Here is a 26,976-nt window from a genome sequence, read left to right as displayed (position 1 = left end):
CCGCCTACGGGAGGGGGCGCAGGCGGAGGAAGGTGATCGAGTGGGGTGGGAAGGTGTGGTCGAACACCGGAGCCAGTCCGTCCACTGTGGAGTTCACGGGACGGATCGGGGTGCTGGTTTCGGTGTTCACCGCGTCCGGGGCGCCCGACAGGGTGGTCACCTTGCCCTGCGGGGCGATCCGGGTGCCGCCGAGATCCACCCGCGTCGGGGCGGCCACCGGCTGGGCGTTGACCACCTTGACGATCAGCTCACCGGTCGCCGGGTCGCGGGTGACCACCTGACGGAAGGGCTCGGCCACCTTGTCGTCGGTGAACTCGCCCCACTTGACGCCGTCCAGGAACAGGGCGACGTGGCGGTCCCGGACCTCGACGCGGAGGTCGTAGGTCCGGCCCGCCTCGATCCGGGTGCCGTTCTCCACCAGGGTCTGCTTCGCGCCCCCGGTCGCCTTCTCCACGGCCGAGCGGGTGTTGGCCCAGCCGCCCAGGTTCCACCAGTAGTAGTCCCCGCTGCCCCGCACGCCGAAGCCGATCAGGAAACCCTCCGCGCCGGCCTGCTTCGTCGCCTTCACCGACAGGTCGTAGTTCTGCCAGCCCGGATCCCCGGCGGTGACCATGGTGTTCTCCGCGGTCACGTCGGACTGGAGGTAGGCACCGTTGTCCACGGACCAGTTGCCGCGCCCGCTGATGTTCGTCCACTGCTGCGCGCCGGCCGAGAAGTCGTCGGCGAACAGGCCGGTTCCGTCGGCGGAGGTCACCTCGACGTCGTCGTAGCGCGCGCTGGTCAGCCACGTCGAAAGGCCGACGGCGCCGGTGATCGGGCCGTTCACGATCGGGGTCGGCGTGGCGGTGCTGGGCACCACACGGTCACCGACGTTGGTCATGAACAGCTTCTGCGTCTCGTAGCTGGTCGAGCCCCAGGACGCGGAGTTGGTGAACCAGATCATGTCCGGCCGCCACTGGTTGTTGTCCCGGTCGGCGAGCAGCGGCGCGTAGGAGGCCAGCCGCACCACGTCGGCGTTGCGCTCCAGCCCGGTCATGAACGCGGCTTCGGCGAGCGAGTTCGCGAACCTGTTGTCCTGTGAGGCGTACTCCCCCAGGAACACCTTGGGGCCGTTGCGGTCGTAGGTGTCGTACCGGTTGTTGTTCTCCAGGAACCACTGTGGACTGTTGTAGTAGTGCTCGTCGACCATGTCCACCTTCGCCGCCCGGTTCAGCTCCCAGGCGCGGTCGAAGGTGGCGCCCGCGTCGTCCGGCCCGGAGTTGCTGATCACGGTGATCCCCGGGTACTTCGCGTTGATCGCCTTGCGGAACTCGGTGAACCGCTCGAAGAACGCGTCCGGCAGGTTCTCCTCGTTGCCGACGCCCAGGTGGGTCAGGCCGAACGGTTCCGGGTGCCCCATCTGCGCACGCCGCGCGCCCCACGGGGAATCGGCGGGCCCGTTGGCGAACTCGATCAGGTCCAGGGTGTCCTGGATGTGCCGCCGCAGCAGTTCCGGGTCGTCGGTGGCCTGGTTCTGCCCGCAGCCGGTGACCAGCGCGGGCACCACGGGCAGCGGCATCGCGCCGATGTCCTCGGCGAACTGGAAGTACTCGAAGTAGCCGAGCCCGTAGGACTGGTTGTAACCCCAGAAGTTCGCGTTGGTGGCGCGTTCCTCGACCGGGCCGATGGTGTCCTTCCACTGGTACGAGCGGCGGCGCTCCCAGCCCGGGGCTTCGTAGGCCTCGTGGCTGCCGGTGTTCACCAGGCAACCGCCCGGGAAGCGCACGAAACCGGGCTTCAGCGCGGCGATCTTCTCCGCGAGATCGCGTCGCAAACCGTTGGGGCGGTTCATGAACGTGTCCCGCGGGAACAGCGAGGCCATGTCCAGGCCGACCGAAGCACCCGCGCTCACGGTGAGCCGCCCGGTCGTGCTGGATTCCCGTGCGGTGAAGCTGCCGGTGTACTTGGCCCACTCCCCCTTCGACGTCACCAGTACCGGTCGTGCCAGCGAAACGCCCGCCGCGTCGGTGAGGCTCGCGGTGATCGGGGCGTTTCCGCGTGCCCACAACGAGAAGTCGTACCGCTTCCCGCGCTCCACCGCGATTCCCGCGTTGTAGCCGACGTTGGTCACGGCGAACGAATCGCCGGTCACGTCCAGCTTCAGGTAGCGCCGGTTGCGTTCGTTGAGCCTGCCGCCGTCGTCGGCGACCGTGGCCGTGCCGCCGGTGGTGGCCGGGGTCCACGCGGTCAGGCCGGTGAACGAGGCGTTGTCGGCGCGGTCGAACTCGAACGAGCGGTTCCGCACCAGCTCGCCGTACAGCCCGCCGTCGGCGGCGTGGTTGATGTCCTCGAAGAAGACCCCGTACATGCTGCGCGGCAGTTCGGGCCCGCTGGCCGCCGCGTCGATCTCGAGCCGGTAGGCGGGCGCGGCCTGCGCGGCCACCGGCAGGGGCGCGACCGTGAGCGCGGTCAGCGCGGCGAAGGCCAGGGCGTGTCTCACCAGTCTGTTCGATGGGCTTCGTGATCCAGGTGGTTCCTGGCGGTGCCGGGCGTTCGGCCTCGTACTGGCCGTACTCGGCCGAAGGCCCGGTGCCGCCAGGGGCCGCCTGGGCGCGAAGACCGCGAACAAGACTGGTGAGACACGTCCTGGGCCGAACCTCAGTGATCGTCTGGACACCGCTGTCCTCTCTCGCGAGGTATGTGAGCGCTAACATTCAGCTGGCCGCCGTCACGCGGTGTCAACCGGGGTCCAGCGGGCCGCACAAGTGCGGCGTTGACACCCGGCTGATCTTGGCCCTACCGTTCGCTCACCTGCCGGACGTTGTTCGAGATTTCGAACATCCAGAGATGGGGTCGCACCTTGGAAGCCGACATCTCCCGCGGGGCGATCCGCAAGATCACCCTGCGGTTGCTGCCCCTGCTCGCCGTGCTGTACGTGATCGCCTACATCGACCGGTCCAACGTCGGCTTCGCGAAGCTGACCCTGCAGGCCGAACTCGGCCTCTCGGCGACGGTGTTCACGCTCGGGCAGGTGTTCTTCTTCGTCGCGTACGCGCTGCTGGAGGTGCCGAGCAACCTCGCGCTGCACCGGTTCGGCGCGCACCGCTGGATCGCCCGGATCATGCTCACCTGGGGCCTGGTCACCCTGGCCACCGCGCTGGTCACCGAGACCTGGCAGTTCTACCTCGCGCGGTTCCTGCTCGGCGCGGCCGAGGCCGGCTTCTTCCCCGGCGTGCTCTACTACCTGACCCGCTGGTTCCCCTCGGCGCACCGCGGCACCGCGATCGGGCTGTTCATGCTGGCCGGCCCGGTCTCGTTCATCATCGGCAACCCGCTGATGGGCGGGCTCAACGATCTGCACGGCGTGTGGGGCCTCGACGGCTGGCAGTGGATCTTCCTGGCCACCGGCGTGCCCGCGGTGCTCGCCGCGCCGCTGGTGCTCTGGCTGCTGCCGCGCGAACCGGACACCGCCGCCTGGCTCACCCCCGCCGAACGCGGCTGGGTGCGCACGCGGCTCGACGAGGAAGCCGCCGTCGCCGGATCGCAGCCGCACAACCCGTGGGCGGTGCTCAAGGACCGCCGGGTGGTCTCGCTGGCCGTGTTCTTCCTCTGCTTCCCGTTGGCCACCTACGGTCTGGCGTTCTGGCTGCCCACGATCGTCGACGGTTTCGGGGATCTGTCGGGTTTTTCGGTCGGCCTGCTGTCCGCGGTCCCCTACCTCTGCGTGATGGCCGGACTGGTGGTGGTGCCGAAACTGGCGAAGACGCGCGGCACGCCGTTCGGCTGGCTCGCGCTGATGCTCGGGCTGAGCGCGGGCGGCTTCACGCTCGCGGCGGTCTCCGGCAGCCCGTGGTTGCAGATGATCGGCATCTGCGTGGCCTCGGTCGGCGGGTACGCCGCCCAGCCGGTGATGTGGGGCATCGTGCCGAAGTTCCTCTCCGGCGCGGCCGCGGCCGCCGGGATCGGCGCGATCAACGGGATCGGCAACCTCGGCGGCGGTTTCGGGCCGATGGGCATCGCCGCGGTCGTCGACGCCACCGGTTCGGCGCTGACCGGGCTCATCTTCCTCATCGCCGTCTCGGTACTGGGCATAATGGGCACCTTCGTCCTGCGACGCGTGCTTCGCCCGGAACCGGCCCGGGAGCCCGTGGCGCGTCGCTGACGAACCTGGGAGGCACGGTATGGCGATCCACTACTACGACTCGTCCGGACTGTGGATCGCCTTCCGCCGCAAGGAAGCCGACCGGTACCTGTTCAACGCGCACGCCGAGTGGATCGGCTGGTTCCCGTGGCGTGACAACGACGCGGTGACCACCACCGGCGACTACCTCGGCACCGTCATCGGCGACCGGCTGCTGCACCGGCACCACCAGCCCTACCGCGGTTATCCGGGTTTCCCCGGTTTTCCCGGCTATCCGGGGCACCCCGCGTACCCTGGCCACTGGGGACCGCGGTCGCTGCCGACCGGTTTCGTCGACGTCCCGGCCCGGTTGCTCAAGTCGAACTCGGACTGAGCGATGAGTTCCGGGCTCGCGGCCGGTCTACCCGGGCATGGACGAGTTGCAGGAACTGCTGGACACCCACGTGGCGGCCGGGACCGTGCCCGGCGCGGTGGCGCTGGTGGCGCACGGGGACCGGGTCGAGGTGCGGACCGCCGGGTTCGCCGACGTCGAATCCGGGACGCCGATGGCGGCCGACTCGATCTTCCGGCTCGCGTCGATCACCAAGCCGATCGTCGCCGCCGCGGTGCTGGTGCTCATCGAGGACGGCGTGCTCGCGCTCGACGACCCCGTCGCGAAGTGGTTGCCGGAACTGGCTTCGCCGAAGGTGGTGCGCACGCCGGACGGGCCGGTCGACGACCTGGTGCCCGCGGTCCGGCCGATCACCGTGGCGCACCTGCTCACCTCCACCGCCGGGTACGGCTTCTCCTCCGACTTCTCCCGGCCCGCCGTGCAGGCACTGTTCACCGTGCAGAAGGACGGGCGCGAACCGCAGCACGTGCCGCCGCCGGACGAGTGGCTGGCCGCGCTGGCCCGCATCCCGCTCGTCCACCAGCCGGGCGAGGGCTGGCTCTACAACACCACCTCCGATCTCCAGGGCGTGCTGATCGCCAGGGCGAGCGGGCGGCCGCTGCCGGAGTTCCTGGCCGAGCGCCTGTTCGAGCCGCTGGGCATGACCGACACCGGTTTCGCCGTGCCACCCGGGAAACTCCACCGCCTCACCACCTACTACCGGCACTCGCCCGGCGGCTTCGAGCGCGCCGACGGTCCCGACGGGCAGTGGAGCCACCTCCCCGCCTTCCCGTCCGGTGCGGGCGGGCTGGTCTCCACCGCCCGCGACTGGCACCGGTTCGCCCGCATGCTGCTCGCGGGCGGGGAGCACGTGCTCTCGGCGGAGTCGGTGCGGCAGATGATCACCGACCGGCTCACCCCCGCGCAGCGCGAGGGCAGCGAGCTGTTCCTCGAAGGGCAGAGCTGGGGTTACGGCGGGGCGGTGGACGTCGAGCCGGTGGACCCGTGGACCGTGCCGGGCCGCTACGGCTGGGTCGGCGGCACCGGCACCACGGCGCACCTGATCCCGTCGACCGGCACGATCGCCATCCTGCTCACCCAGGTGGCCTCCGACGGCCCGGTGACACCGGAATCCATGCGGGATTTCTGGTCGCTGGCAAACGCGGAACGAACCCTTCCGCAATAGTTCCTAATCTCCTCCCATGACCGAAATCCAGCCCTTCCGCATCGACATCCCGCAGGCCGAGCTCGACGACCTCCGCGACCGCCTCGCCCGCACCCGCTGGCCCCGGGCCGTGGACGGCACCGGGTGGGAGCGCGGCGTGCCGGTCGACTACCTGCGTGAACTGGCCACCTACTGGGCCGAGGAGTTCGACTGGCGCGAGCAGGAGGCGCGGCTCAACGAGATCCCGCAGTTCACCACCGAGATCGACGGCCAGCGGATCCACTTCCTGCACGTCCGCTCGCCGGAGCCGGGCGCGCGGCCGCTGCTGATGATCCACGGCTGGCCCAGTTCGCCGATCGAGTTCCTGCGGGTGATCGGCCCGCTGACCGATCCGCGGGCACACGGCGGTGACCCGGCGCAGGCGTTCGACCTGGTGATCCCGACGCTGCCCGGGTACGGCTTCTCCACGCCGATGGCCGGTGCGGGCTGGGGCAATCTGTTCCGCGTGGCGCAGGCGTGGGCGGAGGTGATGCGGCGGCTGGACTACTCGGAGTACGTCGTGCAGGGCACCGACGCCGGCGCGGGGGTGGCGCAGGTGCTCGCCATGATCGACGCCGAACACGTGCGGGGCGTGCACGTGACCGGGACGGCGGCGGCCATGCCGTTCGGCCCGCCGATCTCGACCGACGGGCTGGCCCCGGCCGACCGGACGCGGGCCGAGCGGTTCAACCAGTCCCAGCTCGACGGGCTCGGCTACCTGCACATCCAGGCGACCCGGCCGCAGACCGTCGGGTACGGGCTGCACGACTCGCCGGTGGCGCAGCTCGCCTGGATCGCCGAGAAGTTCCGCGAGTGGACCGATCCCGCCCACGACCTGCCGGAGCAGGCGGTCGACCGCGACCAGCTGCTCACCGCGATCAGCGTGTTCTGGTTCACCGGGGCCGGGCTGTCGTCGGCGCACGCGGTCTACGAGGGCATGCAGGTCTACCGGCAGATGGCCGCGCACGAACCGCCGGCGGACCTGCCGCCGGGACCGCCGGTCGGGTACGCCGTGTTCGCCGGCGACCACACGATCCGCGCGCTGACCGATCCGGCGGGCCGGGTCTCCCACTGGTCGGAATTCGACCGGGGCGGCCACTTCCCGGCCATGGAGGTCCCCGGCCTGCTCGTCGATGACCTGCGGAAATTCTGCACCGATTTGGCTTGATCAAGTTGCCACGCGCGGCCCCGCACCTAGGGTGGGGCCATGACGTGCAGCGGACTGCCGGAGCAGGCGTCCCGGTGGACCGAGGACGAGCAGGAACGCGCCGCCCTGGTGCTCGGCGGGCAGGCGACCGTGGTCAACGTCCGCAAGAACGGGCCGCACCGGCGGCTGGTGCCGTGGCTGACCGAGGCGGGCCTGCTGGTCTACATCGGGCACGCCGGCACCCGGCACGCCTGGCCCGAGTCGGACTTCGCCAGCCCGTTCGTCACCGAGGCCAGGACCGACCGGGCGCTGGCGGTCCGGTTGTACGAGGAGTGGCTGGACCAGCAGCCGGGCCTGCTCCGCCGGCTCGGGCTCGGTGAGCTGCGCGGACGCGCGCTCGGCTGCTGGTGCGCGCCGAGCCAGTGCCACGGCGACGTGCTCGCCGGGCGGCACCGCGGCCCGCTGATCTCGATCCGGTAACGCTGCCCAGGTCCGGCGGGTGGCGAGCAGGCCGGGTTCCTAAGGTCCCGGCGTGACCTCGCTCCCGGCCGCGCGGCCCGCTTCGCTGACCGCCGCCTTCCTGATGGCCGTGCTGGTGCCGCTCGCGGCGCTCGGGCTGACCGCGGCCGCCTGCCACCGCACGATGAGCTGGCTCGGCGAGGTGGCCGACGGTACCGCCATGACCGTCGACGGCACCCCGGTGACCCAGGCCAAGCGGGATTGGGCCGCGGCGGTTTCCCCGTACCTGCTCGCCTTTTTCGCCGGTGTCCTGGTGACTTTCGCGCTGCTGACGGTGCTGTGGGTGGTGCTCGGCGTGTTCCTGCGCAAGGGCAGCTCCGGCGCGCGGACCACGCTCACCGTGTTCGCCGTGCTGTGGCTGGTGACCGGGGCGCTCGCCGCGGTCGGCGGCTCCTCCGCGCTGTCCTCCTTGGACAAGTACTTCGCCGGGATCTACACCATGCACATCCCGGCCAGCCTCCTGCCGCTGGGCTACGCGCAGGCGACGGTGGTCATCGTCGGCATGGCCGCGTTCGTGGTGGTGGCCCACCACCCGTCCGCCTCGGCCTACATCAACGCGGCCACCTTCGCCCGGCGCACCTAAACTCGGGCTGGTGTTCGTACTCGGTGTGATGCTGGCGGTACTGGGGATCTCGACCCTGTTGTTCCGGGACGCCGACGTGCTCGGCATCCCGGCGACCGGGCTGGGCGTCGGGCTGATCGTGCTCGGCGTGCTGGTGTTCGCGGGCGGGATCGCCTGGCGGGCGGCTCGCCGGAAGCGCCGGATCGCCGCCGGTGAGCCGGTGCCGGTCGGGAATCCCGTGGACCGCGTCCGCGCGCTGCCCCGCCTGCTGCGTGCCCGCCGCGAGGGCTACACCGGGCTCCCGAAGAGCCGGATCGCGTTGTGGGCGCTGGCACTGGTGTACCTGGTCTCGCCGATCGACCTGCTGCCCGAACTGCTGCCGCTGCTCGGTGTCACCGACGACGCCGGGGTGCTGGTCTGGCTGTTCTCCAGCGTTTCCTCGGCGTCGGGGTTGTTCCTGCGCTGGGAACGCGACCGCGTGCGGTCCTGACGCTCAGGCCGACCGGCTCTCCCGCGGCACCACGATCGGGCGCACGCGGTCCAGCACGGTCTCGCGGCCGATGATCACCTCGGCGATGTCGTCGCGGCTGGGCACCTCGTACATCACCGGCAGCAGCACCGTTTCGAGCACGGCACGCGCCGCGCGCGCCCCGGTGCCGCGGAGCAGCGCCTGCTCGGCGATCGCGTCGACCGCGTCGTCGGTGAACCGGAGTTCGACGCCGTCGAGCGCGAGCAGCCGCCGGTACTGCTTGATCAGCGCGTCCCGCGGTTCGGTGAGGATGCGCGCCAGCGTCGCCCGGTCGAGCGGCCGCACCGCGGAAACCACCGGCAGCCTGCCGACGAACTCCGGGATCAGCCCGTACCGCACCAGGTCCTGGGGCTGCACCCGCGGCACCACGGCCGCCCGCGGTTCCGCGCCGAAGCCGATGCCGCGCCGGGCGGCCCGGTCCCCGGCGAGCCGGTCCAGCCCGTCGAACGCGCCCGCGGCGATGAACAGCACGTTCGTCGTGTCGAACCGCAGCGCTTCCTGGTGCGGGTGCTTGCGCCCGCCCTGCGGCGGCACCGAGACGACGTTGCCTTCGAGGATCTTCAGCAGCGCCTGCTGCACGCCCTCACCCGAGACGTCCCTGGTGATCGACGGGTGCTCCGACTTGCGCGCGATCTTGTCCACCTCGTCGAGGTAGATGATGCCGGTCTGGGCGCGGGCCAGGTCGTAGTCGGCCGCCTGGATCAGCTTGAGCAGGATGTTCTCCACGTCCTCGCCGACGTACCCGGCCTCGGTCAGCGTGGTCGCGTCGGCGATCGCGAACGGCACGTCCAGCATCCGCGCGAGGGTGCGGGCGAGGTGGGTCTTGCCGCAGCCGGTCGGCCCCAGCAGCAGGACGTTCGACTTGCCCAGTTCGACCGGCTCCTCGGTTTCCCTGGCGTGGCGCCCGGTGCCCGCTCCCCCGCGCTCGATCCGCTTGTAGTGGTTGTAGACCGCCACCGACAGCGCCCGCTTCGCACCGGGCTGGCCGACCACGTACCGGTCGAGGTAGGCGCAGATCTCCCGCGGGCGCGGGAGTTCGGCGGTTTCCCTGGTCTCGGGTTCCTCGATCAGTTCGGTGCACTCCCCGACGCACTCGTCGCAGATGTAGACCCCGGACGGGCCGGCGATCAGCCGTCCGACCAGGTGCTGCGCGCGCCCGCAGAAGGAGCACCTCGGTGCCTGCTCACCGGCTGCCATCCGGAAGTACTCCCCGCATTTCAAATGTTCCCACCATCTCGATGATGAGAGTATGTCGAATCGGCCGTGCTCGGCAAGGAGGTCACCTCGAGAACGCGGTCAGGAACTGGTCGCGGAACTCCTGCATGGGCTTCACCGGCGCCTGCGGTCCCGGCCGCAGGCCCTCGTCCCAGCCCCAGCCCGCGACCCGGTCGAGCACCGCCTGGTCCCGCGCCACGATGGTCACCGGCACGTCCCAGTCGGCCCCTTCGCCGGTGACCATGGTCGAGGGCTGGTGGTCACCGAGGAAGACCAGCACCAGGTCGTCGCCGCCGTGGGTCTCCACATAGGACAGCAGCGTGGCCAGCGAGTACTCCACGGATTCGGCGTAGGCACCGCGGATCAGCGCCGGGTCCGACCACATGCCCGGCACCGGCGGCCGGCCCAGCGAGTGGTAGACCGAACCGTCGCCGACCGCGTTCCAGTCCAGCACCGGGGGCGGTGGTGCCCACGGGAAGTGGCTCGACACCAGGTCGATCTCCGCCATCACCGGGCGGTCGCCGGGGACCGCGCGCTCGTTGCGGTGGAAGGCGGACAGGGTGAACTGGTCGGGCATGGTCACGTACGACGCGGACGGGCCCTGGTACCCGACGTTGCGCGCGTCGTAGTAGCCCTCGTAACCGTAGAAGGCGCCCTCCGGCCAGTCCTTCGTGTGCGCCGGGACGTCACCGACCGTGCGCCAGCCCGCTCGTCCGAACGCGCCGCCGAGGGTGAGCCGGTCGCTCGCGAGCGCGGTGTCGTAGCGCTGCTCGTTCTTGACCTCCAGCCCGGACTGCAGGGTCGAGTGCGCGAGCCAGCTGCCGCCGCCAGTGGTCGGCGAGGTGAGGTACGCGCTGCGGGCGCCGAACCCGGCCGCGCGCAGCCGCTCGGTGCCCTGGTCGAGCAACGGGCCGATCCGGGCGGCGACGTCGGAACCCTGCACGGCGAACCGGCCGTAGCTCTCGACGAAGGTGAGCACCACGTCCTTGCCGCGCAACGCGGTCAGCAGCTGGTCGCCGGGCACCGCGGCGAACGGGTCCGGCGCGGCCAGTTCGGCGGCGAAGACGTCCTGGTCGAGCAGATCCGCCCGCACCTTCCGCAGGTCCTCGTAGGCGAACGCGACCGCGCTGTTGGCCGCCACCGGCACGTTCGGCACGAACTGCACGCCGAGCGCCGCGCACGCGATCCAGACCACGCCGAGCACCGCGACCACGCGGGTCGAGGTGGTGCGGTGCCCGGCCACCAGCCGGGCCAGGCGCACGGCCGACAATGTCAGCGACACCACCAGCGCCAGTGCCGCCAGCACGATGCCGCAGACCGCGGCGATCGCGCCCGCTTCGCCGATCGAGGTGGCCAGCAGGTCCTGCGCCGGACCGAACAGGTCCCAGTCGAACACCGGGTTGAACGGCCGGTCGAGCGCGACCCGGAAGCCCATGTTGATCAGCTTCACGATGGTCAGCAGCCCGAGCACGGCACCGGCCAGCGCGGCGAGCACGCGGCGCGGGCGCGGCGGCAGCACGAGCACCAGCGCGACCCCGGCCAGCGCCTCGACCGGGAGCCGGGCGAACGCGCCGGGCGTCAGCCGGTCCAGTTCGTCCGGCACCACCAGCGCGGCGAACACCAGCACCGCGCCCAGCACCAGCCCGGCGCGGGCCAGCACCCGCCGCACCGGGCGCGCGGGGTGCACCGTTTCCTCGCTCACGTGACCGGAAGTCCTTTCCTGTGGCGGAATCTTCGGGGTCTTCTCCGGGTTACACGGCCCGGGGCCGCCGGTGGTTCACCTTCGCCCGCGTCGATGTGTACAGTCGTACGCATCGACCGCAGTGATCACCCGGCCCCGGACAGTGGAGCAGCATGACCGCACAACCCGCGCGCCGCAGGCGGTTCGACCCGGAGCGGCGCGAGCGCATCATCGAAGCGGCCATCGACGTGATCGCCGAACGCGGGGTCGCCGGTACCTCCCACCGGACCGTGGCCGAGGCCGCCGACGTGCCGCTCGGCTCGCTCACCTACCACTTCGAGAGCCTCGACGAACTGCTGCGCCTCGCCTTCACCCGGCTCGCCGAGCGCATGCACGGCCGGTTCGACGCCGCGCTCGCCGCGATCGGAGAAGGCGGCGACGGCCGCGAGGGCGTGGTCCGGATCATCTGCGACGAGGGTCTCGGCTTCGACCGCGATCTGCTGCTGATGGTCGAGTTGTACGTGCTCGCCATCCGCAAGCCCGCCTTCCGCGAACTGATCCAGGACTGGATGAACGCCAGCCGCCGGTCGCTGGCGCGGCACTTCCCCGAGGACACGGCGCCGGAGATCGACGCGTTGATCGAGGGCATGGTGCTGCACAGCCACCTGTCCACCGAACCCTTCGACGCCGACCGGGTGCGGCGCGCGGTGCACCGGATCACCGCCCGATGACCGCGCGGCCGATGGTGGCGACCCCGGAGATCCGGCGGTGGCGGGCTGCCCTGTTCGCGATGTTCCTGCTCACCGGCATCACCTTCGCGTCCTGGGTGACCAGGACCCCGGCGATCCGCGACTCGGTCGGTGCCTCCACCGCGCAGATGGGCGTGATCATCGCCGGGTTGTCGGTGGGCTCGCTGTTCGGCATCGCGGTCGCCGGGAAGCTCGTGGTGGCCAGGGGCGGGCGGTTCGTGATCGCGCTCGGTGCCGCGGCCATGGTCGGCGGGCTGCTGCTGATCGCGGCGGGCGCGGCGATCGGCGCGGGCTGGCTGGTCTGCGGCGGGCTGGCGTTCTTCGGCCTGGGCATGGGTGCCTCGGAGGTCGCGCAGAACGTCGAAGGCGCGGAGATCGAACGCGCGCTGGCGGCTTCGGTCCTGCCCGCGATGCACGGCTGCTTCAGCATCGGCACCTTCGCCGGGGCACTGGCCGGGATCGCGCTGAACGCGCTGGCCGTGCCGGTGGCCCTGCACGTGGGCACCTCGGCCGCGTTGATGGCGGCGGTGTCGGTCTGGGCGGTGCGCGGCATCCCGGCACACGCCGCCGCCGAGGACGAGAGCGCGTCGACGGCGAAAACGAAGGTGTGGCGGGAACCCCGCGTGGTGCTGATCGGCGTGATCGTCCTGGGCATGGCGCTGGCCGAGGGCTCGGCCAACGACTGGCTGCCGCTGATCACCGTGGACGGCTTCAGCGCCACCGCGACCATCGGCTCGGTCGCCTACGCCCTGTTCGGCCTGGCGATGTCGGTCGGCCGGTTCAGCGGGAGCCGGGTGCTCGACCGGTTCGGCCGCACCACCGCGATGCGCGGCAGTGCGGTGATCGCCACCGCCGGGGTCGCGCTGGTGGTGCTCGCGCCCGGCATCGAACTCGCCGCGGTGGGCGTGGTGCTGTGGGGACTCGGCACCTCGCTGGGCTTCCCGGTCGCGTTGTCGGCCGCCGGGGACGAACCGGAGAACGCGGCGGCGCGGGTCAGCGCGGTGGCGACCATCGGGTACCTGGCGTTCCTGGTCGGGCCGCCGCTGCTGGGCCTGCTCGGCGAGTACGCCGGGCTGCGCAACGCGCTCGTTGTGGTGCTGGTGATGCTGGCGGTCGCCGGTGCCTGCGCGCCGGCGGTCAGGGATCGCGCAGCAGCGTCTCGCCCTTGATCCACCACGCCACCCCGAAGGCGAAGATGGCCGCGGATTCCAGCCACAGCACGGGATTCAGCGCGGCCAGCTCGTCGGCCAGCCACAGGCCCTCGGCCGCGATGAGCACCAGGCAGGCCAGCATGACCAGACCGCAGGTGCGGTAGACCCGGTTGCGCCAGGTCTTGTGCCGCGTCGGCTCCCCGCCGGTCCTGGTGAACAGGAACAGGCAGAACACCGCCAGCGTCACGAAGAACACCGCGGCGCAGGCCACGTGCACGGTTTCCACCAGGCGCTGGGTCGGCGTGGGATCGGGCCCGGCGACCGGGAACAGCCCGACGCCGATCGCGGCCACGGCGGCGATGTCGCCGCAGATGTCGTCCAGCCGGTTGTACCCGCGGTAGGACAGCAGGAAGGTGCCGACCGCGCACATGCTGCCGACGAAAACGCCGCGCATCACGCTGTGGTAGTAGCCGCTGATCGAGGAGAGCGTGCCACCGCCCTCCAGCACGATCTTCCCGACGATGAGCACCACCGGGAGCGCCAGCCCGATCACCCCGACCGCCCGGCGGAGGAACAGGTAGGAGTGCACGAAGCTCATCTGGGGCGTCTGGACCGAAGCCGTCGGGTGCATGCAGATCAGTGAAACACCCCGAACGGGCGACCGAGCGACGCGAACACGAATTGTTGCCGAACGCTGACCCTCCGTGCGATCAACGCGGCGGATCCAGCTCCGATCGCCGCGTGACCAGCGTTTCCGCCAATTCCGCCAACCTCACGTTGAGTGACTGCGAGGCGCCGCGAAGGAAGCCGAAGGCCTCGTCGGCCGACATCCCGCGTCGCTCCATCAGGATGCCCTTCGCCTGGCCGATCACGTCACGGGTGGCGATCGCGTCGCGCAGTTGGGCGGCTTCGAGTTCAGCGCGGGTGACGGCCTCGGTGCGCGCCAGCGCCAGCGACCCGTGGGTCGCGAGCAGCAGCGCCATCCGCCACGCGTCGTCGCCGAAATCGCCGTCGGAAGTGCGGTAGATGTTGAGCGCGCCGGAAAGCCGAGGGGGCTTGGCGTCCGGCACCAGCGCGGTGGACAGCACGGCGTGGTAGCCGTGCCGGGCCGCCGCCGGGCCGAACCGGGGCCACGGCGAGTTCTTGGCGAGGTCGGCGCTGTGCGCGTACGCGGGTCCTTCGGGACGCGCGGCGTCCAGGCACGGTCCTTCGCCGGTGTCGTACTGCACCTGGTCGAGTTCGAGCGCGATCGGCGCGGTCTCGATCGGGGTGTGGAACCGCCCGTCCGGGGAGCGCAGGGTGATCGACACCAGTTCGGCGCCCGGCACCACCCGGTGTGCCGCCTCGACCACCCGTTCCAGCACGCCCGCGGTGGTGTCGGCGTCCATCAGGAGCCGGGTCAGCTTCGCGAAGTCCACGTTCTCGGTTTCAGCCATCAGACCACCGACCCTAACCCCAGACCGACCGGATCCGGTCGACCGCCGATCCCGCCTGCGCGTAACCGGCGCGCGCGGCCGACGCGCGGGCCGCCGGATCGAGCACGTTGCGCCCGAACGCCTCGAGCGCGGCCCGGTCCGGGCTCACCAGCACGGCCTCCGCCTCTTCCTTCAGCGCCTCGACCTGCTTGGCGACCGGGGTCATCGGGCCGACCCCGCGGGGCAGCGGCGCGAGCACCACCACCCGGTCCGCACCGGCGGCCAGGTCCGCGTTCGAGCCGGAGCGCACGCCGCCGTCGATGTAGCGGCGGCCGTCGATGGTCACCGGCGGCCAAACCCCCGGCACCGCGCAGCTCGCCGCGACCGCGTGCACCAGCGGCACGCCGTCGTGCCGGTCGAACACGCGGAACCGGCCGGTGACCGCGTCCACCGCGGTGATCAGCAGTTGCCGCTCCGGCCAGTCGTGGACCGGCAGCCGCGATTCGATCACCGCGATGCGATCCGCCTCGGTCGCCTCGGTGCGGGCCCGCAGCGCGACCCGGCCGACGCGGGCGCGGAACCGCTCCCCCGACGGCGGGCCGAGCAGGGCCAGCGCGAAGCGCAGCATCAGCCCGCGGCCGAGCGTCGCGGCGAGTTCACCGTCCGGCGGTTCGAGCTGGGCGCGGTACCGGACCGCGGGCTCGATCCCGGCCGCGACCTGCGCACCCACCACCGAACCGGCCGAGGTGCCGACCACCAGATCCGCCCCGGTGAGGTCCACGCCGGCCTCGGCCAGCCCCGTCAGCATTCCCCATTCCCAGGCGATCCCGGTGATCCCACCGCCGCCGAGGACCAGTGCGCGCCGCGTCATCGGCCCATCATGCCGCGCACCGATGAGTTTCGCCGCACCCCGTCGTCTCAACGGCAGTACGCACGAGGGCGAGGAGAACGAGATGACCGACGGCAAGGTCCTTTGGCACGTGACGATGTCGCTGGACGGGTTCATCGCCGACACCGGGCACGGCATGGGCTGGGCGACCGGGGCGGCGCTGCGGCCGGGGCTGTTCGAGGAGATGGTCGCGGCGACCGGCGCCATTCTCTCCGGCCGCCGCGGGTACGACGCTGGGGTGAAGCAGGTCGGCGCGGGCAACACCGCCAAACAGGCCTACGGCGGCGCGTTCGACGGCCCGGTCTTCGTGCTGACCCACCACCCCGAAGACACCGTGCCCGAACCGGGCCTCACCTTTCTCGACTGCGACCTCGGCTCGGCGGTGGCCACCGGGTTGGCCGCCGCGCGGGGCAAGAACCTGGAGGTCTTCGGTGCCGACCTGGCCCGTCAGTGCCTCGAACTCGACCTGATCGACGAGTTCTTCGTGCACCTGGTGCCGGTCATGCTCGGCGACGGGGTCCGGCTGTTCGACGCTCCGGGGGTGAAACCCGTGCTCTGGCAACGGATCGGTGACGGCGACCCGGCGCTGTCGGTGGACCTCAGGTACCGGCCGGTGGGGCGGGGGTGAGCGCCCGGTCCCGGCGCAGCGAGTGGAGGGCGACGCCCAGGCCCGCCACGGTCAGCGCGGCGCCGACGAGGTAGAGCGAGCCCAGCCCCGGCCCGTCCTCGATGAGCCAGCCGCCGAGCCAGCCCGCGAACGCGGAGGCGAGCTGGAACCCCGAGGCGTTGACCGCGACGGCGAGCGTCGGCGCGGCACCGGCGGTGGTCACCACCCGGGTCTGCATCCCGGGAATGATCGCGAAGGCCAGCAGGCCGAGCACGAAGGTGAGCACCGCCGCGGCCGGGCGGTGCGCGCTGAGCAGCCAGCACACCACGAGCACACCCGCGAGCGCGGCGAGCAGGGCGGCCACCGAGGGCAGCAGCGCCCGGTCCGCCAGCCGCCCGCCGAGGAAGTTGCCCGCGACCGCGCCGGCGCCGTAGACCAGCAGCAGCCACGGCACGGCCTCGGTGCCGAAGCCGCTGAGTTCGGTGAGCAACGGGGTGATGTAGACAAAAACCGTGACCACACCGAGGTTTCCGGCTGCGGTGAGCAGTAACGCCCAGCGCAGCTCGCGACTGGCGAAGACGCGGAGTTCGCCGAGCACGGAGCCGGTGGCGGCGGCGGGTTGCGCGGGCACGAACCGCAGTACCAAGGGCAGCGCGACCAGGCTGATCAGGGCCACCGCGGCGAAGGTGGCCCGCCAGCCGAAGTGGTGCCCGACGAAGGTGCCCAGCGGGGTGCCCAGCACGATGCCGAGGTTCAGGCCCAGGGTCAGCTTCGCCACCGCCGAGGCCTGCTTGCCGGGTTCGGCCAGCGACACCGCGATCGCGATGCCCACCGCGAAGAAGGTGGCCACCACCAGCCCGGCGACGAAGCGGGAGAACAGCAGGAGGGCGTAACCGGGGGCCACCGCCGAACCGAGGTTGCCCAGCACGGCGACCACGATCAACCCGGTGATCAGCGGTTTGCGCGCGACGCGGGCGGTGAGCACGGTGACCACCGGCCCGCCGACGATCATGCCCAGCGCGTAGGCGCTGACCAGCAGGCCCGCCGACGGGATCGGCACGGTCAGCCCGGCGGCCACGTCGGGCAGGAGCCCGGCGATGACGAACTCGCCGGTGGTGAGGCCGAAAACGACCAGCAGCAAGGGGAACAGGTGCATGTTCACGTCCGGGAATGGGGGAATACCAGCACTTCGATCGTCGTTCCCCGGTTACCGATGATCAAGAACCCACTATTTTGTGGGGTACTTACCGGAAGGTGTGTGCGCGGTGGCCTCCTGCCAGAAGTTCGTGTCCGGACTGGACGCCGGGATCGACGTGGTCGGCGGGAAGTGGAAGGTGCTCATCCTGTGGGCGCTCGGGCAGGGCCCGCGCCGGTTCGGGCAGCTCAAGCGCGAACTGACCGGGGTGAGCGAGAAGATGCTCATCCAGCACCTGCGCGAACTGGAACGCGATGAGGTGGTGCACCGGGAGGTCCACCACGTCGTGCCGCCCAAGGTGGAATACTCGCTGACCGGCTCGGGCACCACGCTGATCGAAGCACTCCGCCCGCTCGGCGCGTGGGGTTGTGACCGAAAAGAGCGCCTCGAAGAAATCCGCGGCGCGGGATAATGCCGCGATGCGCGGGAAATGGCTCTGGCCGGCGCCGGTGCTGCTGCTGGCCACCGGCTGCGCGAACGCGGCCAAGCCGGTGACCGCCTCCGTGCTGGACCAGCTGACCCCCAACATCTGGTGCGACAACGGGGACAGCGGCTACGGCATGGACAACGACCGGCCGTGGCACGAGGTCACCTTCACCCTGCCGCTCGTCCCGGACCCCGAACCCGTGTTGCGCGACGCGGCCGCGCGGGTGGGATTCCGCCTCGAGCCCGTGGACCCGAACCCCTACCGCGTCCAAAACGCCTTCCAGGATCCGGGGCACCCCGGCCTGAGCAAGCTCGCCGCCCACGACGGGGCGCGCGAGCTGTCGGTCTACTTCGCGAGAACGGGCGTCGCCAGGATCACCTGCCAAGGCGGGACCAGCCATCCCCGGAACGTGCCGCCCGGGGAGGTGGTCGTGCTGCTCTCGGTGAGCATGCCCAGCACGCTTCAGGCCTGACAGGTCACCGCGGGCAGCACCGGGTTGTCGGAGTGCACCCCCGCGATCAAGCCGAAATCCGTGCTGCTCCCGGCACCGAGCACCCCGCCCGTCACGGTGATCTCGTCACCGCGTTGGTCCAGGCGGCCGTTCCACAGGTCGTTCAGCGCGTGCCCGGCGGGCTGCGCCCAGTGCACCGCCCAGCCGTCGATGGCGGCCGGGTGCACGTTCCGCACCACCACCCGCGCCTGGTAGCCGCCGGGCCACGAGTTGGTCACCTCCAGCCGGGCCTCGCAGGCGCTGGGCGCGGCGACCAGCTCCGCCGACCCGGTCACCGCCCCACCCCCGCTCGTCGCGTACCCGGCCAGCACACCCCCGCCGGCCAACCCCGCCGCCGCCAGCCCCAGCACCACCGCCACGCGCCACCGAGGACGCCGCGCGGGCTGCCACGGGTCCCCGGCACCCGAAGCCGCCACCGGCGAAAGGACCGGCAACGCCACCGGACGCGGCCGTGGCGGGGAGAGTTCCGCGTGCACCTGCGCCATGGTCGGCCGTTCGCCCGGGTCTCGCCGGAGCATGTGCAGCAGGATCCCGGTCAGCGGCCCGCTGCGGCGCGGCGGCTCCAGCTCGCCCTCGACGATCCGCATCAGCATCGCCAGCGTCGTCGGTTCCTTGCCGTACGGCGGTTTTCCCTCCATCGCCGTGTACAGCGTCGCGCCCAGCGAGAACACGTCGGAGGCCGGCGTGGCCTGCCCGCCCGCGGCGACCTCCGGCGCGAGGTAGGCCGGGGTGCCCGCGATGAACCCGGCCGCGGTCACCATCTCCTCCCCCGGCGCCCGTGAAATCCCGAAGTCGGCGATCTTCGCGGTCTGCCCCGGCCCGAGCAGGATGTTGCCCGGGGTGACATCCCGGTGCACGATGCCGAGTTCGTGCGCCGCGGCCAGTGCCGACGCCACCTGCGCGCCGATCCTGGCCACCTGCGCCACCGCGGGCCGCCGCCCGCCCCGCAGCAGCGTGGCCAGGCTCAACGGCACGTACTCCATCACCAGGTAGGTGCCCTCGGGGCTGTCCACCACGTCGTGCACGGTCACCGCGTGGGGGTGCCGCAGCCTGGCCGCGACGCGCGCCTCGCGCATCGCACGGGGATCATCGGTCCCCAGTTGCTTGACGGCGACCACCCGGCCCAGCCGCTCGTCCGTGGCGCGCCACACCGCGCCCATCGCACCTTCACCCGCACGGTCCGCCAGCCGGTAGCGTCCCGCGATCACCACTCCGCTGTCCGTCACGCCGGGCACACGGATCAGCACACGGAATGGTTCAACCCGATCTCGGGATTTCTCAGCGGCCCGTCCAGGTGGGCTTCTCCCCGGCCACGAACGAGCGCACGCCGCAGGCGAAATCCTCGCTGCCCCACACCTTCGCCACCACGTCCTCGTCGGGCACCAGCATCCGCCGCCGCATCCGGCGGACGATCTCCTTGCTCGCCCACTGGGTCAGCGGCGCGTTCCGCCGGAGATCCGCCAGCACACCTTGAACCGCCTCGTCCAGTTCCTCCGGAGCCACGAGTTCGCTCAGCAACCCGGCGCGCTGGGCCGCCTCCGCGTCGAGCAGACGGCCGCGCAACAGCAGGTCCAGCGCCGGGCCCGGGCCCACGTGGCCCACCAGGAGGGAGATCGTGTTGGCGGACAAGCAGTTCCCGAGCGTCCTGGCGATCGGCACGCCGAACCGGGCCCTGGTGTCCGCGACCCGCAGATCGCACGCCGCCGCGAGCGCCAGCCCGCCACCCGTGCAGGCTCCGCGCACCACCGCCACCGTCGGTTTCCGGACCGCTTCCAGCCGGTCCACCACTCGCGCGATCGAAGCCTCGTAGTCCACCCCGTCCTGGCCCGTGCGGAATTCGGCGAACTGCCGGATGTCCGTGCCCGCGACGAACGCCTTGTCCCCGGTTCCCCGCAGCACCAGCACCCGGACGGCCGGATCGGCGTCCGCCCGTTCGCAGGCCGCGTACAGGCCCTCGTACATGGCGAAGGTGAGCGCGTTGCGGGACTCCGGCCGGTTGAACGTCACCGTCAGCACGTCGTCCTCGAGTTCGACGAGGAGGTCGTCGCCGGGGTCGGCCACCGGCTCCGGCGCGAACTCCGCGAGCACCTTTTCCGTGTGCTGCCCGAAATCCGGTCCGGCGGTGTCCCGCCGCGCCGGGGTGCGGGAGAAGCGCATGGGCGAGCCGAGCTGGCGCACCGGCCCGGCGACCGGGTGCTCGGTGTCCCAGAAGAACTCGCGCTGGGTGAGGTGGTCGTCGGTGAACACCTCGGTGTAATCGGAGATCGGCGCGCACGGCACCCCGGCCGCGGTCAGCGTCGCCACCAGGTCCGCCGTGGTGTGCTCGCGCGTCGTGCGCTCGATGTCCGGGATCAGCTCGCCACGCAATTCCAGCCGCGAGGTGCTGCTCTCGTACCGCGGGTCGTCGTACAGGTCCTCGCGGCCGAGCGCCTTGGTGAACGCGGCCCAGGTGTTCGGCGTGATCGCGCCGACGGTCACCCAGCCGTCGGCCGCCGCCACCGCCTGGTACGGCGCCTGCGACTGGTGCGCGGTGCCGTGCCGCTCCCCCGCCTCGCCGGTGGCGAAGTAGCGCCCGACCTCCCAGACCGCGAGTGAAACCCCGGACTCCAGCAGGGAAACGTCCACGTGCTGGCCTTCACCGGTCCGGTCGCGGTGACGCAGCGCGGCGGTCACGGCCAGCGCCACGTACAGCCCGCAGGTCAGGTCGCACACCGGCACGCCGACCTTCGCCGGCCCCGCGCCGGGGTCGCCGGTCACCGACATCAGCCCGGACCGGGCCTGCGCCATGATGTCCAGCCCCGGCTGGTCGGCCAGCGGACCGTCCTGCCCCCATCCCGACGCCGAGGCGTAGACCAGCCCGGGGTTCTCGGCGAGCAGCTCGTCCGGCCCGAGGCCCAGCCGCCGCATCGCGCCCGGGCGCAGGTTCTCCACCACCACGTCCGCCGCGGCGGCCAGCCGGAGGAACGCCGTCCGCCCGGCTTCGGACTTCAGATCCAGTTCGACGGCTTCCTTGTTCCGGTTGAGCCGCAGGAAGGTGCTGCTCACCCCGCCGACGAACGGTCCGGTGGCGCGCACCGGGTCACGGGCCTCGCGGGATTCGACCTTGATCACCCTGGCACCCAGATCGGCCAGCTGCGCCGTGGCGAACGGCGCCGCCATGAACACACCGACCTCGAGCACCGTGATGCCGTGGAGCGGGCCCGTCACCTTGCCTCCCCGATCAGTTCGACCGGATGCCACGCCGTGCGGCGGGCTCCGTGGAAAATCTGCCGGCCACCACGTCCGCGGTGTGCTTCGGGAACACCACCGCTCGCGGCGTGATCGAGTACAGGCACCATCACGCCACCGAAAGCCGGTCGAGCGCGGCGTTGACGCCCTCGGGCCGGATCGGCACGCCGGACAGGGCCAAGCCCATCTGCACGCCCGAGAGCGTGCCCGCCAGGCTCAGGTCGTTGAACGAGCCGAGGTGCCCGATCCGGAAGACGCGCCCGGCGAGCTTGCCCAGCCCGGCGCCGAGCGACATGTCGAAGCGGTCCAGGATGAGCGCGCGGATCTTGTCCGCGTCATGGCCTTCGGGCACGATCACCGCGGTCAGCGCGGCGGAGTGCTCGCGTTCGTCGGCGCACAGCACCTCCAGCCCCCAGCCCGCCACCGCCGCACGCGTCGCCTCGGCGTGGCGGATGTGGCGCGCGAAGACGTTCGGCAGGCCCTCGGCTTCCAGCAACCGCAACGCTTCCCGCAGACCGTAGAGCAGGTTGGTGGCCGGGGTGTAGGGAAAGTAGCCGCGAGCACCGGCATCGAGCATCGGCCGCCAGTCCCAGAAGGACCGTGGCAACTTCGCTTTCTCCGACGCGGCAAGGGCTTTGTCGCTGATCGCGGTGAAGCTCAGGCCCGGTGGCAGCATCAGTCCCTTCTGCGAACCGGCGACGGTGACGTCGACACCCCATTCGTCGTGCCGGTAGTCGATGGAACCGAGTGAGGAGATGGTGTCCACGAGCAGCAGCGCCGGGTGCCCGGCGGCGTCGATCGCCGCGCGGATCTCGGCGATCCGGCTGGTCACCCCGGTCGAGGTTTCGTTGTGCACCACGCAAACGGCCTGGATCTCGTGTGCGGTGTCGCGGCCGAGCCGGTCGGCCACCTCCGCCGGATCGACGCCGTGGCGCCAGTCCCCCGGCACGAAGTCGACGGTCAGCCCGAGCTTGCGCGCCATGTCCTGCCACAGCGTGGCGAAGTGCCCGGTTTCGAAGCAGAGCACCCGATCGCCGGGGCTGAGCGTGTTGACCAGCGCGGCTTCCCAGGCGCCGGTGCCGGACGCCGGGTAGATCACCACCGGGTTCGTGGTGCCGAAAACCGGCTTCAGCCCGGCGAGCACGGCGCGGCCGAGTTCGCCGAACTCCGGTCCTCTGTGGTCGATCGTCGGCGCGGCCATCGCCCGGAGCACCGAGTCGGGCACGTTGGTGGGGCCGGGGATCTGCAGGAAATGCCTGCCGCCCGCGAAACTCATTGGCAGGTCCTCTCGGACGTGTCCGCATACCGGAATCCAGCTACCGCCATGTGAACTCTAGCCCGGCCGCGGTGGTGGGGTCGAGTCGAGAAGTCCCACACCCGCCAAGCCTTGACGACCAGTGTGACCGAGACCATACTCGCTCCTTACGGAACCGAGATTCCGTAATGCGGAACTAATGCCCGGCTGTCCTCACCGATCACTGGGAGTACGCATGTCGGTCCAGCTCATCATGATCGCCACGCTGGTGGCGGTGTTCCTGATCGCCACGGTGCTCCCGGTGCACATGGGCGCGCTCGCCTTCGTCGCCGCGTTCGCGGTCGGCACCCTGGTGCTCGGCGAGTCCAGCGACGACATCGTCGGCGGCTTCCCCGGCGACCTCTTCGTCATCCTGGTCGGCGTCACCTACCTGTTCGCCATCGCCACCAACAACGGCACGGTCACCTGGCTGGTGCACCGCGCGGTCCGGCTGGTGCAGGGCCGGATCGCGCTGGTGCCGTGGATGATGTTCCTGGTCACCGCGGTGCTGACGGCGGTCGGCGCGGTGGTGCCCGCGGCGGTGGCGATCATCGCGCCGATCGGCATGGGCTTCGCCATCCGGTACCGGATCAACCCGGCGATGATGGGCTTGTTCATCATCAACGGTGCCAGTGCCGGTGGGTTCTCCCCGATGAGCATCTTCGGCGGCATCGTCAACGGCGTGGTCACCCGGAACAACCTGCCGGGCAACCCGTTCCTGCTGTTCGTCAGCTCGTTCGTGTTCAACGTGGCGCTCAGCGTGGTGGTGTTCTTCCTCTTCGGCGGGCGGAAACTGCTCGCGCGCGGCCGGGAAACGGCGGAACTGGCGGCGGTCGGCGGTCCGTCCACCGGCGACACCCCGCCGCCGGCCACCGGCGGCACCGGCACCACCGACGCCGAAGCCGAGGAGGCCGGTCGCCTCACCGTGGACCGCGCGCTCACCCTGGCCGGACTGGTCGCGCTGACCGTCGGCGTGCTGTTCTTCGACCTGGACGTCGGGTTCACCGCGATCACCGTGGCGGTCCTGCTCTCGCTGGCCTCGCCGAAGAGCGCGAAGGGCGCGGTGGCCCAGGTCGCGTGGCCGACCGTGTTGCTGATCTGCGGCATCGTCACCTTCGTCAGCCTGATGGAACGCGCGGGCACGATCACCTTCCTCGGCGACCAGGTGGCCGGGATCGGCATCCCGCTGCTGGCCGCGATGATCATCTGCCTGATCGGCGCCGCGGTCTCGGCTTTCGCTTCCACCACCGGCATCCTCGGCGCGCTGATCCCGCTGGCCGTGCCGTTCCTGCTGGCCGGTGAGGTGGGCGCGGTCGGGCTGATCATCGCGCTGTCGCTGTCCTCGTCGGTGGTCGACTCTTCGCCGTTCTCGACCAGTGGGGCGCTGGTGGTCGCCAACGCCACCGAAGACACGCGGGAGCAGGTGTTCGGCAAGCTCATGCGGTGGGGGTTCAGCATGATCCTGGTGGCGCCCGTGCTGACCTGGCTGATCTTCGTGGCCCCCGGGTGGCTGTAGCGCCGATTCTGTCGGGGGTGTGGGTTAGCGTCGGGGTGTGCTCACCACCTTGGCCGTCGAGAACTACCGCTCGCTGCGGGACCTGGTGCTGCCGCTGGCCAAGCTGACCGTGGTCACCGGCGCCAACGGCAGCGGCAAGTCCAGTTTGTACCGCGCGCTGCGGTTGCTCGCCGACACCGCGCGCAACGGTGCCGTGGCCGCGCTCGCGCGCGAGGGCGGGTTGCCGTCCACGTTGTGGGCGGGGCCGGAGGTGCACGGCAAGGCGGTCCGCGAAGGGCGCGCGCCGGTGCAGGGCACGCGCCGCACGAAGCCGGTCGGGTTGCGGCTCGGGTTCGCCGGGGACGAGTTCGGGTACGCGCTCGACCTCGGCCTGCCGGTGCCCGGCGAATCGGCGTTCAACCTGGACCCGGAGTTCAAGCGGGAAGCCGTCTGGCACGGTCCGGTGCTGCGCCCGGCGGCGCTGCTGGCCGATCGCGCCGGGCCGGTGGTGCGCACCCGCGAGCCGGGTGGTGGCTGGACCGAGGACCCGCACCGCATCGGGCTGACCGACAGCATGCTCAGCGAGTACGCCGATCCCCGGGCCTGCCCCGAACTGCTGCTGGTGCGCGAGCGCATCCGGTCGTGGCGGTTCTACGACCACTTCCGCACCGACGCCGACGCCCCGGCGCGACAGCCGCGCATCGGCACGCGGACCCCGGTGCTCGACCACGACGGTGGTGACCTGGCCGCCGCGTTGCGCACCATCCAGGAGTTCGGCGACGCCACCGCACTGGCCACCGCCATCGACGACGCGTTCCCGGGCTCGACGTTGAGCGTGCACAACACCGACGGCCGCTTCGAGCTGCGCTTCCACCAGCACGGGCTGCTGCGCCCGCTCAGCGCCGCCGAACTGTCCGACGGCACGCTGCGTTACCTGCTCTGGGTGGCCGCCCTGCTCAGCCCGCGCCCGCCGGAACTGCTGGTGCTCAACGAACCCGAGACGAGCCTGCACCCGGAGCTGCTGCCCGCGCTCGCCGCGCTGGTCGCCACCGCCGCGAAGGAAGCGCAGATCGTGGTGGTCTCGCACGCCCAGCCGCTGGTGCGCGCACTGGAGCAGATCTCCGGGGACGTGGCTTCGCTCGAACTGGAGAAGGAATTCGGGGCGACCGTGCTGGAAGGGCAGGGCAGGCTGGACCGCCCGGCCTGGCACTGGCCGAAGCGCTGAAAGGAGAGCACGTGGGACCACAGGAGGTGAGCGAGCACGCGCTGTCGCTGCCCGCTGCCGTGGAGGACCACCCGTTCGGCCCGGACCTGGACGTCTACAAGGTGGAGGGCAAGATCTTCGCCCTGTTGTCCACACGGGACAGAACCGCCGCGGTCTCGCTCAAGTGCGAGCCGGAGCTGGCCCTGCACCTGCGGCACGAACACCCCGCCATCACGCCGGGCTACCACCTGAACAAACGGCACTGGAACACCATCGTCCTCGACGGCACCGTCCCGGACGACGAGGTACGCGACCTGATCGACCACTCCTACGAACGCGTAGTCGCCGGCCTCCCCAAGGCGGTGCGCCTACGCCTCGGCTGACGCTTCGAGCGCGCGGGCCCACCCGCCACGCCAACGAACACGTGGTCACCGGCCTGCCCAAAGCCGTCCGCCTACACCTCGGCTGACGCTTCGAGCGCCCGCAACACCCCATCCATCTCATCGGTAGCCAACTGCAACAACTCCGCCGCCCGCCACTTAGCCGCCGCAACTTCCCCCGCCACGGCCTCCCCCACCACGACCGCGTCAACGAGCGACCGGCGGGTGCGCGACCTGATCGACCACCCTACTAACGCGTCCTCGCCGGTTTGCCCAAAGCCGTCCGCCTACGCCTCGGCTGACGCTTCGAGCGCCCGCAACACCCCATCCATCTCATCGGTAGCCAACTGCAGCAACTCCGCCGCCCGCTGCTTGGCTCCCGCCGCCTCCCCCGCCACGATCGCAGCGGCGACCGACCGGTAGTGGCCCACCCGCCCGACTTCGGCACCGAGCACAGTGGACAGTGCGTCCAGCGCCGGCTCGTAGGCGGCGCGCAGGTTGTTGAACATCAACCGGAAGACGATCGAGTCGGCGCCATCGACCACGTGGCTCCAGAACTCCAGCGCGTGCCGCTGCTGCTCCACCGGGTCCTCGGTCACCGAAAGCGCCGAAATGGCTTCCCCCAGCACGCTTTCCAGGCGCGCACCGGCTCGCGTCGCGGCCAGGGCGGCGACCTCCTGCCCCACCGCCAGCCGCGCCTCCATGATGCTCCTGACCACCGCCGTGTCGAGCTGACCGCCGCGGATCAGCAGGCGCGGCAACAGATCCAGCCCGGCGTGACTGCGGTAGTCGCGCACGGTGGTGCCACCGCCCTGGCGCACTTCCACCAAGCCCGTCTGCGCGAGCCGCTGCAACGCTTCGCGGACCGCGGGCCGGGAAACCCCGAGCACCTCGGCGAGCTGCCGTTCGGCGGGCAGGCTGGCGCCCGCCCCCAGCTCACCGCCGACCACCCCGTCCACCAGCTGCTGGAACACCTCGTCGGGCACCGAGCGGCGTTCCACCCGTTTGAACGCGGTCATGCCGCCACCCTAGCAAAAGGTTAATTGGTCTTACCACTTGACCTCTGACCAATCAGCGACCTACG

26 protein-coding genes are annotated in these 26,976 nt (G+C 71.3%); 15 read left to right on the top strand and 11 right to left on the bottom strand.

Going from position 1 to position 26,976, the window contains the following annotated elements:
• Positions 1-4 precede the first annotated feature (4 nt).
• Entirely contained in the window at positions 5-2,479 is a 2,475-nt protein-coding gene (locus tag JYK18_RS31935; RefSeq protein WP_307796145.1) for an alpha-L-arabinofuranosidase C-terminal domain-containing protein, read from the bottom strand.
• 360 nt (positions 2,480-2,839) lie between these two features.
• Here JYK18_RS31935 and JYK18_RS31930 point away from each other — a divergent pair, with 360 nt between their 5' ends.
• The 7 genes from JYK18_RS31930 to JYK18_RS31900 are packed head-to-tail and all read left to right on the top strand — an operon-like array spanning position 2,840 to position 8,412.
• Positions 2,840-4,141 carry an MFS transporter gene (locus JYK18_RS31930; protein ID WP_242582310.1) on the top strand — a complete coding sequence of 434 codons (1,302 nt, stop codon included), beginning with the start codon at positions 2,840-2,842 and terminating at the stop codon, positions 4,139-4,141.
• A 19-nt stretch (positions 4,142-4,160) separates the two neighbouring features.
• Positions 4,161-4,493, top strand: coding sequence for a hypothetical protein (locus tag JYK18_RS31925; protein WP_206807129.1), 333 nt, complete (start codon positions 4,161-4,163; stop codon positions 4,491-4,493).
• Positions 4,494-4,530: 37 nt separating this feature from the next.
• Positions 4,531-5,676 carry a serine hydrolase gene (locus tag JYK18_RS31920; protein ID WP_206807128.1) on the top strand — a complete coding sequence of 382 codons (1,146 nt, stop codon included), beginning with the start codon at positions 4,531-4,533 and terminating at the stop codon, positions 5,674-5,676.
• A gap of 16 nt (positions 5,677-5,692) precedes the next feature.
• The gene (locus tag JYK18_RS31915; protein ID WP_206807127.1) at positions 5,693-6,862 is read left to right on the top strand and encodes an epoxide hydrolase family protein; all 1,170 of its coding nucleotides are present in this window, start codon (positions 5,693-5,695) and stop codon (positions 6,860-6,862) included.
• 39 nt (positions 6,863-6,901) lie between these two features.
• On the top strand, positions 6,902-7,321 hold the full coding sequence (locus tag JYK18_RS31910) for a DUF4326 domain-containing protein (RefSeq protein ID WP_206807126.1): 420 nt from the start codon (positions 6,902-6,904) through the stop codon (positions 7,319-7,321).
• Positions 7,322-7,373: 52 nt separating this feature from the next.
• On the top strand, positions 7,374-7,943 hold the full coding sequence (locus JYK18_RS31905; protein ID WP_206807125.1) for a hypothetical protein: 570 nt from the start codon (positions 7,374-7,376) through the stop codon (positions 7,941-7,943).
• Positions 7,944-7,953: 10 nt separating this feature from the next.
• Positions 7,954-8,412, top strand: coding sequence for a DUF1232 domain-containing protein (locus JYK18_RS31900; RefSeq protein ID WP_206807124.1), 459 nt, complete (start codon positions 7,954-7,956; stop codon positions 8,410-8,412).
• A 3-nt stretch (positions 8,413-8,415) separates the two neighbouring features.
• Here JYK18_RS31900 and clpX read toward each other — a convergent pair whose 3' ends face one another.
• A complete protein-coding gene (clpX, locus tag JYK18_RS31895; protein ID WP_206807123.1) occupies positions 8,416-9,648 on the bottom strand; it encodes an ATP-dependent Clp protease ATP-binding subunit ClpX in 1,233 nt (410 codons plus the stop codon).
• An 82-nt stretch (positions 9,649-9,730) separates the two neighbouring features.
• Complete coding sequence (locus JYK18_RS31890) at positions 9,731-11,368, bottom strand: sulfatase (protein ID WP_307796144.1); 1,638 nt, start codon at positions 11,366-11,368, stop codon at positions 9,731-9,733.
• Between the two features lie 152 nt (positions 11,369-11,520).
• On the opposite strand from JYK18_RS31890, the gene JYK18_RS31885 reads away from it, so the two are divergent.
• Entirely contained in the window at positions 11,521-12,078 is a 558-nt protein-coding gene (locus JYK18_RS31885) for a TetR/AcrR family transcriptional regulator (RefSeq protein WP_206807122.1), read from the top strand.
• The gene (locus JYK18_RS31880; RefSeq protein ID WP_242582309.1) at positions 12,075-13,265 is read left to right on the top strand and encodes an MFS transporter; all 1,191 of its coding nucleotides are present in this window, start codon (positions 12,075-12,077) and stop codon (positions 13,263-13,265) included. The genes JYK18_RS31885 and JYK18_RS31880 overlap by 4 nt, the downstream gene beginning before the upstream one ends.
• Here the strand turns inward: JYK18_RS31880 and JYK18_RS31875 are convergent.
• The 3 genes from JYK18_RS31875 to JYK18_RS31865 form a co-directional block, all read right to left on the bottom strand.
• Positions 13,234-13,878: a DUF998 domain-containing protein gene (locus JYK18_RS31875; RefSeq protein ID WP_206807121.1), complete on the bottom strand. Its 645-nt coding sequence runs from the start codon at positions 13,876-13,878 to the stop codon at positions 13,234-13,236. The genes JYK18_RS31880 and JYK18_RS31875 overlap by 32 nt on opposite strands.
• A gap of 79 nt (positions 13,879-13,957) precedes the next feature.
• Positions 13,958-14,683 (bottom strand): GAF and ANTAR domain-containing protein, encoded by a 726-nt coding sequence (locus JYK18_RS31870; RefSeq protein WP_206807120.1) that lies wholly within the window; start codon positions 14,681-14,683, stop codon positions 13,958-13,960.
• A gap of 13 nt (positions 14,684-14,696) precedes the next feature.
• Complete coding sequence (locus JYK18_RS31865) at positions 14,697-15,533, bottom strand: patatin-like phospholipase family protein (RefSeq protein ID WP_206807119.1); 837 nt, start codon at positions 15,531-15,533, stop codon at positions 14,697-14,699.
• An 82-nt stretch (positions 15,534-15,615) separates the two neighbouring features.
• On the opposite strand from JYK18_RS31865, the gene JYK18_RS31860 reads away from it, so the two are divergent.
• The gene (locus tag JYK18_RS31860; RefSeq protein ID WP_206807118.1) at positions 15,616-16,179 is read left to right on the top strand and encodes a dihydrofolate reductase family protein; all 564 of its coding nucleotides are present in this window, start codon (positions 15,616-15,618) and stop codon (positions 16,177-16,179) included.
• On the opposite strand, the gene JYK18_RS31855 is transcribed toward JYK18_RS31860, so the two are convergent.
• Positions 16,151-17,314, bottom strand: a complete 1,164-nt coding sequence (locus tag JYK18_RS31855) for an MFS transporter (protein ID WP_206807117.1) — start codon at positions 17,312-17,314, stop codon at positions 16,151-16,153. The genes JYK18_RS31860 and JYK18_RS31855 overlap by 29 nt on opposite strands.
• 109 nt (positions 17,315-17,423) lie before the next feature.
• Here JYK18_RS31855 and JYK18_RS31850 point away from each other — a divergent pair, with 109 nt between their 5' ends.
• Positions 17,424-17,765, top strand: a complete 342-nt coding sequence (locus JYK18_RS31850; protein WP_374195076.1) for a winged helix-turn-helix transcriptional regulator — start codon at positions 17,424-17,426, stop codon at positions 17,763-17,765.
• A 7-nt stretch (positions 17,766-17,772) separates the two neighbouring features.
• The gene (locus tag JYK18_RS31845) at positions 17,773-18,252 is read left to right on the top strand and encodes a hypothetical protein (protein WP_206807116.1); all 480 of its coding nucleotides are present in this window, start codon (positions 17,773-17,775) and stop codon (positions 18,250-18,252) included.
• Here JYK18_RS31845 and JYK18_RS31840 read toward each other — a convergent pair.
• The 3 genes from JYK18_RS31840 to JYK18_RS31830 form a co-directional block, all read right to left on the bottom strand.
• Positions 18,243-19,517, bottom strand: a complete 1,275-nt coding sequence (locus JYK18_RS31840) for a serine/threonine-protein kinase (protein ID WP_206807115.1) — start codon at positions 19,515-19,517, stop codon at positions 18,243-18,245. The two genes, JYK18_RS31845 and JYK18_RS31840, sit on opposite strands and share 10 nt — an antisense overlap.
• A 52-nt stretch (positions 19,518-19,569) precedes the next feature.
• Positions 19,570-21,498, bottom strand: coding sequence for an enoyl-CoA hydratase (locus JYK18_RS31835; protein WP_206807114.1), 1,929 nt, complete (start codon positions 21,496-21,498; stop codon positions 19,570-19,572).
• 130 nt (positions 21,499-21,628) lie between these two features.
• Positions 21,629-22,795 carry an alanine--glyoxylate aminotransferase family protein gene (locus JYK18_RS31830; protein ID WP_206807113.1) on the bottom strand — a complete coding sequence of 389 codons (1,167 nt, stop codon included), beginning with the start codon at positions 22,793-22,795 and terminating at the stop codon, positions 21,629-21,631.
• Positions 22,796-23,009: 214 nt separating this feature from the next.
• Between JYK18_RS31830 and JYK18_RS31825 the strand changes: the two genes are divergently transcribed.
• From JYK18_RS31825 to JYK18_RS31815, 3 genes are read left to right on the top strand one after another with little or no spacing between them, the layout of a single operon-like run.
• Entirely contained in the window at positions 23,010-24,329 is a 1,320-nt protein-coding gene (locus JYK18_RS31825; protein ID WP_206807112.1) for an SLC13 family permease, read from the top strand.
• A 37-nt stretch (positions 24,330-24,366) separates the two neighbouring features.
• Complete coding sequence (locus JYK18_RS31820) at positions 24,367-25,533, top strand: AAA family ATPase (protein WP_206807111.1); 1,167 nt, start codon at positions 24,367-24,369, stop codon at positions 25,531-25,533.
• 11 nt (positions 25,534-25,544) lie between these two features.
• Positions 25,545-25,895: an MmcQ/YjbR family DNA-binding protein gene (locus tag JYK18_RS31815; RefSeq protein WP_206807110.1), complete on the top strand. Its 351-nt coding sequence runs from the start codon at positions 25,545-25,547 to the stop codon at positions 25,893-25,895.
• Positions 25,896-26,179: 284 nt separating this feature from the next.
• Here the strand turns inward: JYK18_RS31815 and JYK18_RS31810 are convergent, their stop codons facing one another.
• Entirely contained in the window at positions 26,180-26,911 is a 732-nt protein-coding gene (locus JYK18_RS31810; RefSeq protein WP_206807109.1) for a FadR/GntR family transcriptional regulator, read from the bottom strand.
• Positions 26,912-26,976: the final 65 nt, after the last annotated feature.

This window comes from Amycolatopsis sp. 195334CR (genome assembly GCF_017309385.1).
Classification (GTDB): domain Bacteria; phylum Actinomycetota; class Actinomycetes; order Mycobacteriales; family Pseudonocardiaceae; genus Amycolatopsis.
The sequence above is the reverse complement of the archived record's forward strand: the minus strand, read 5'-3'. Positions and strand labels throughout refer to the sequence as shown.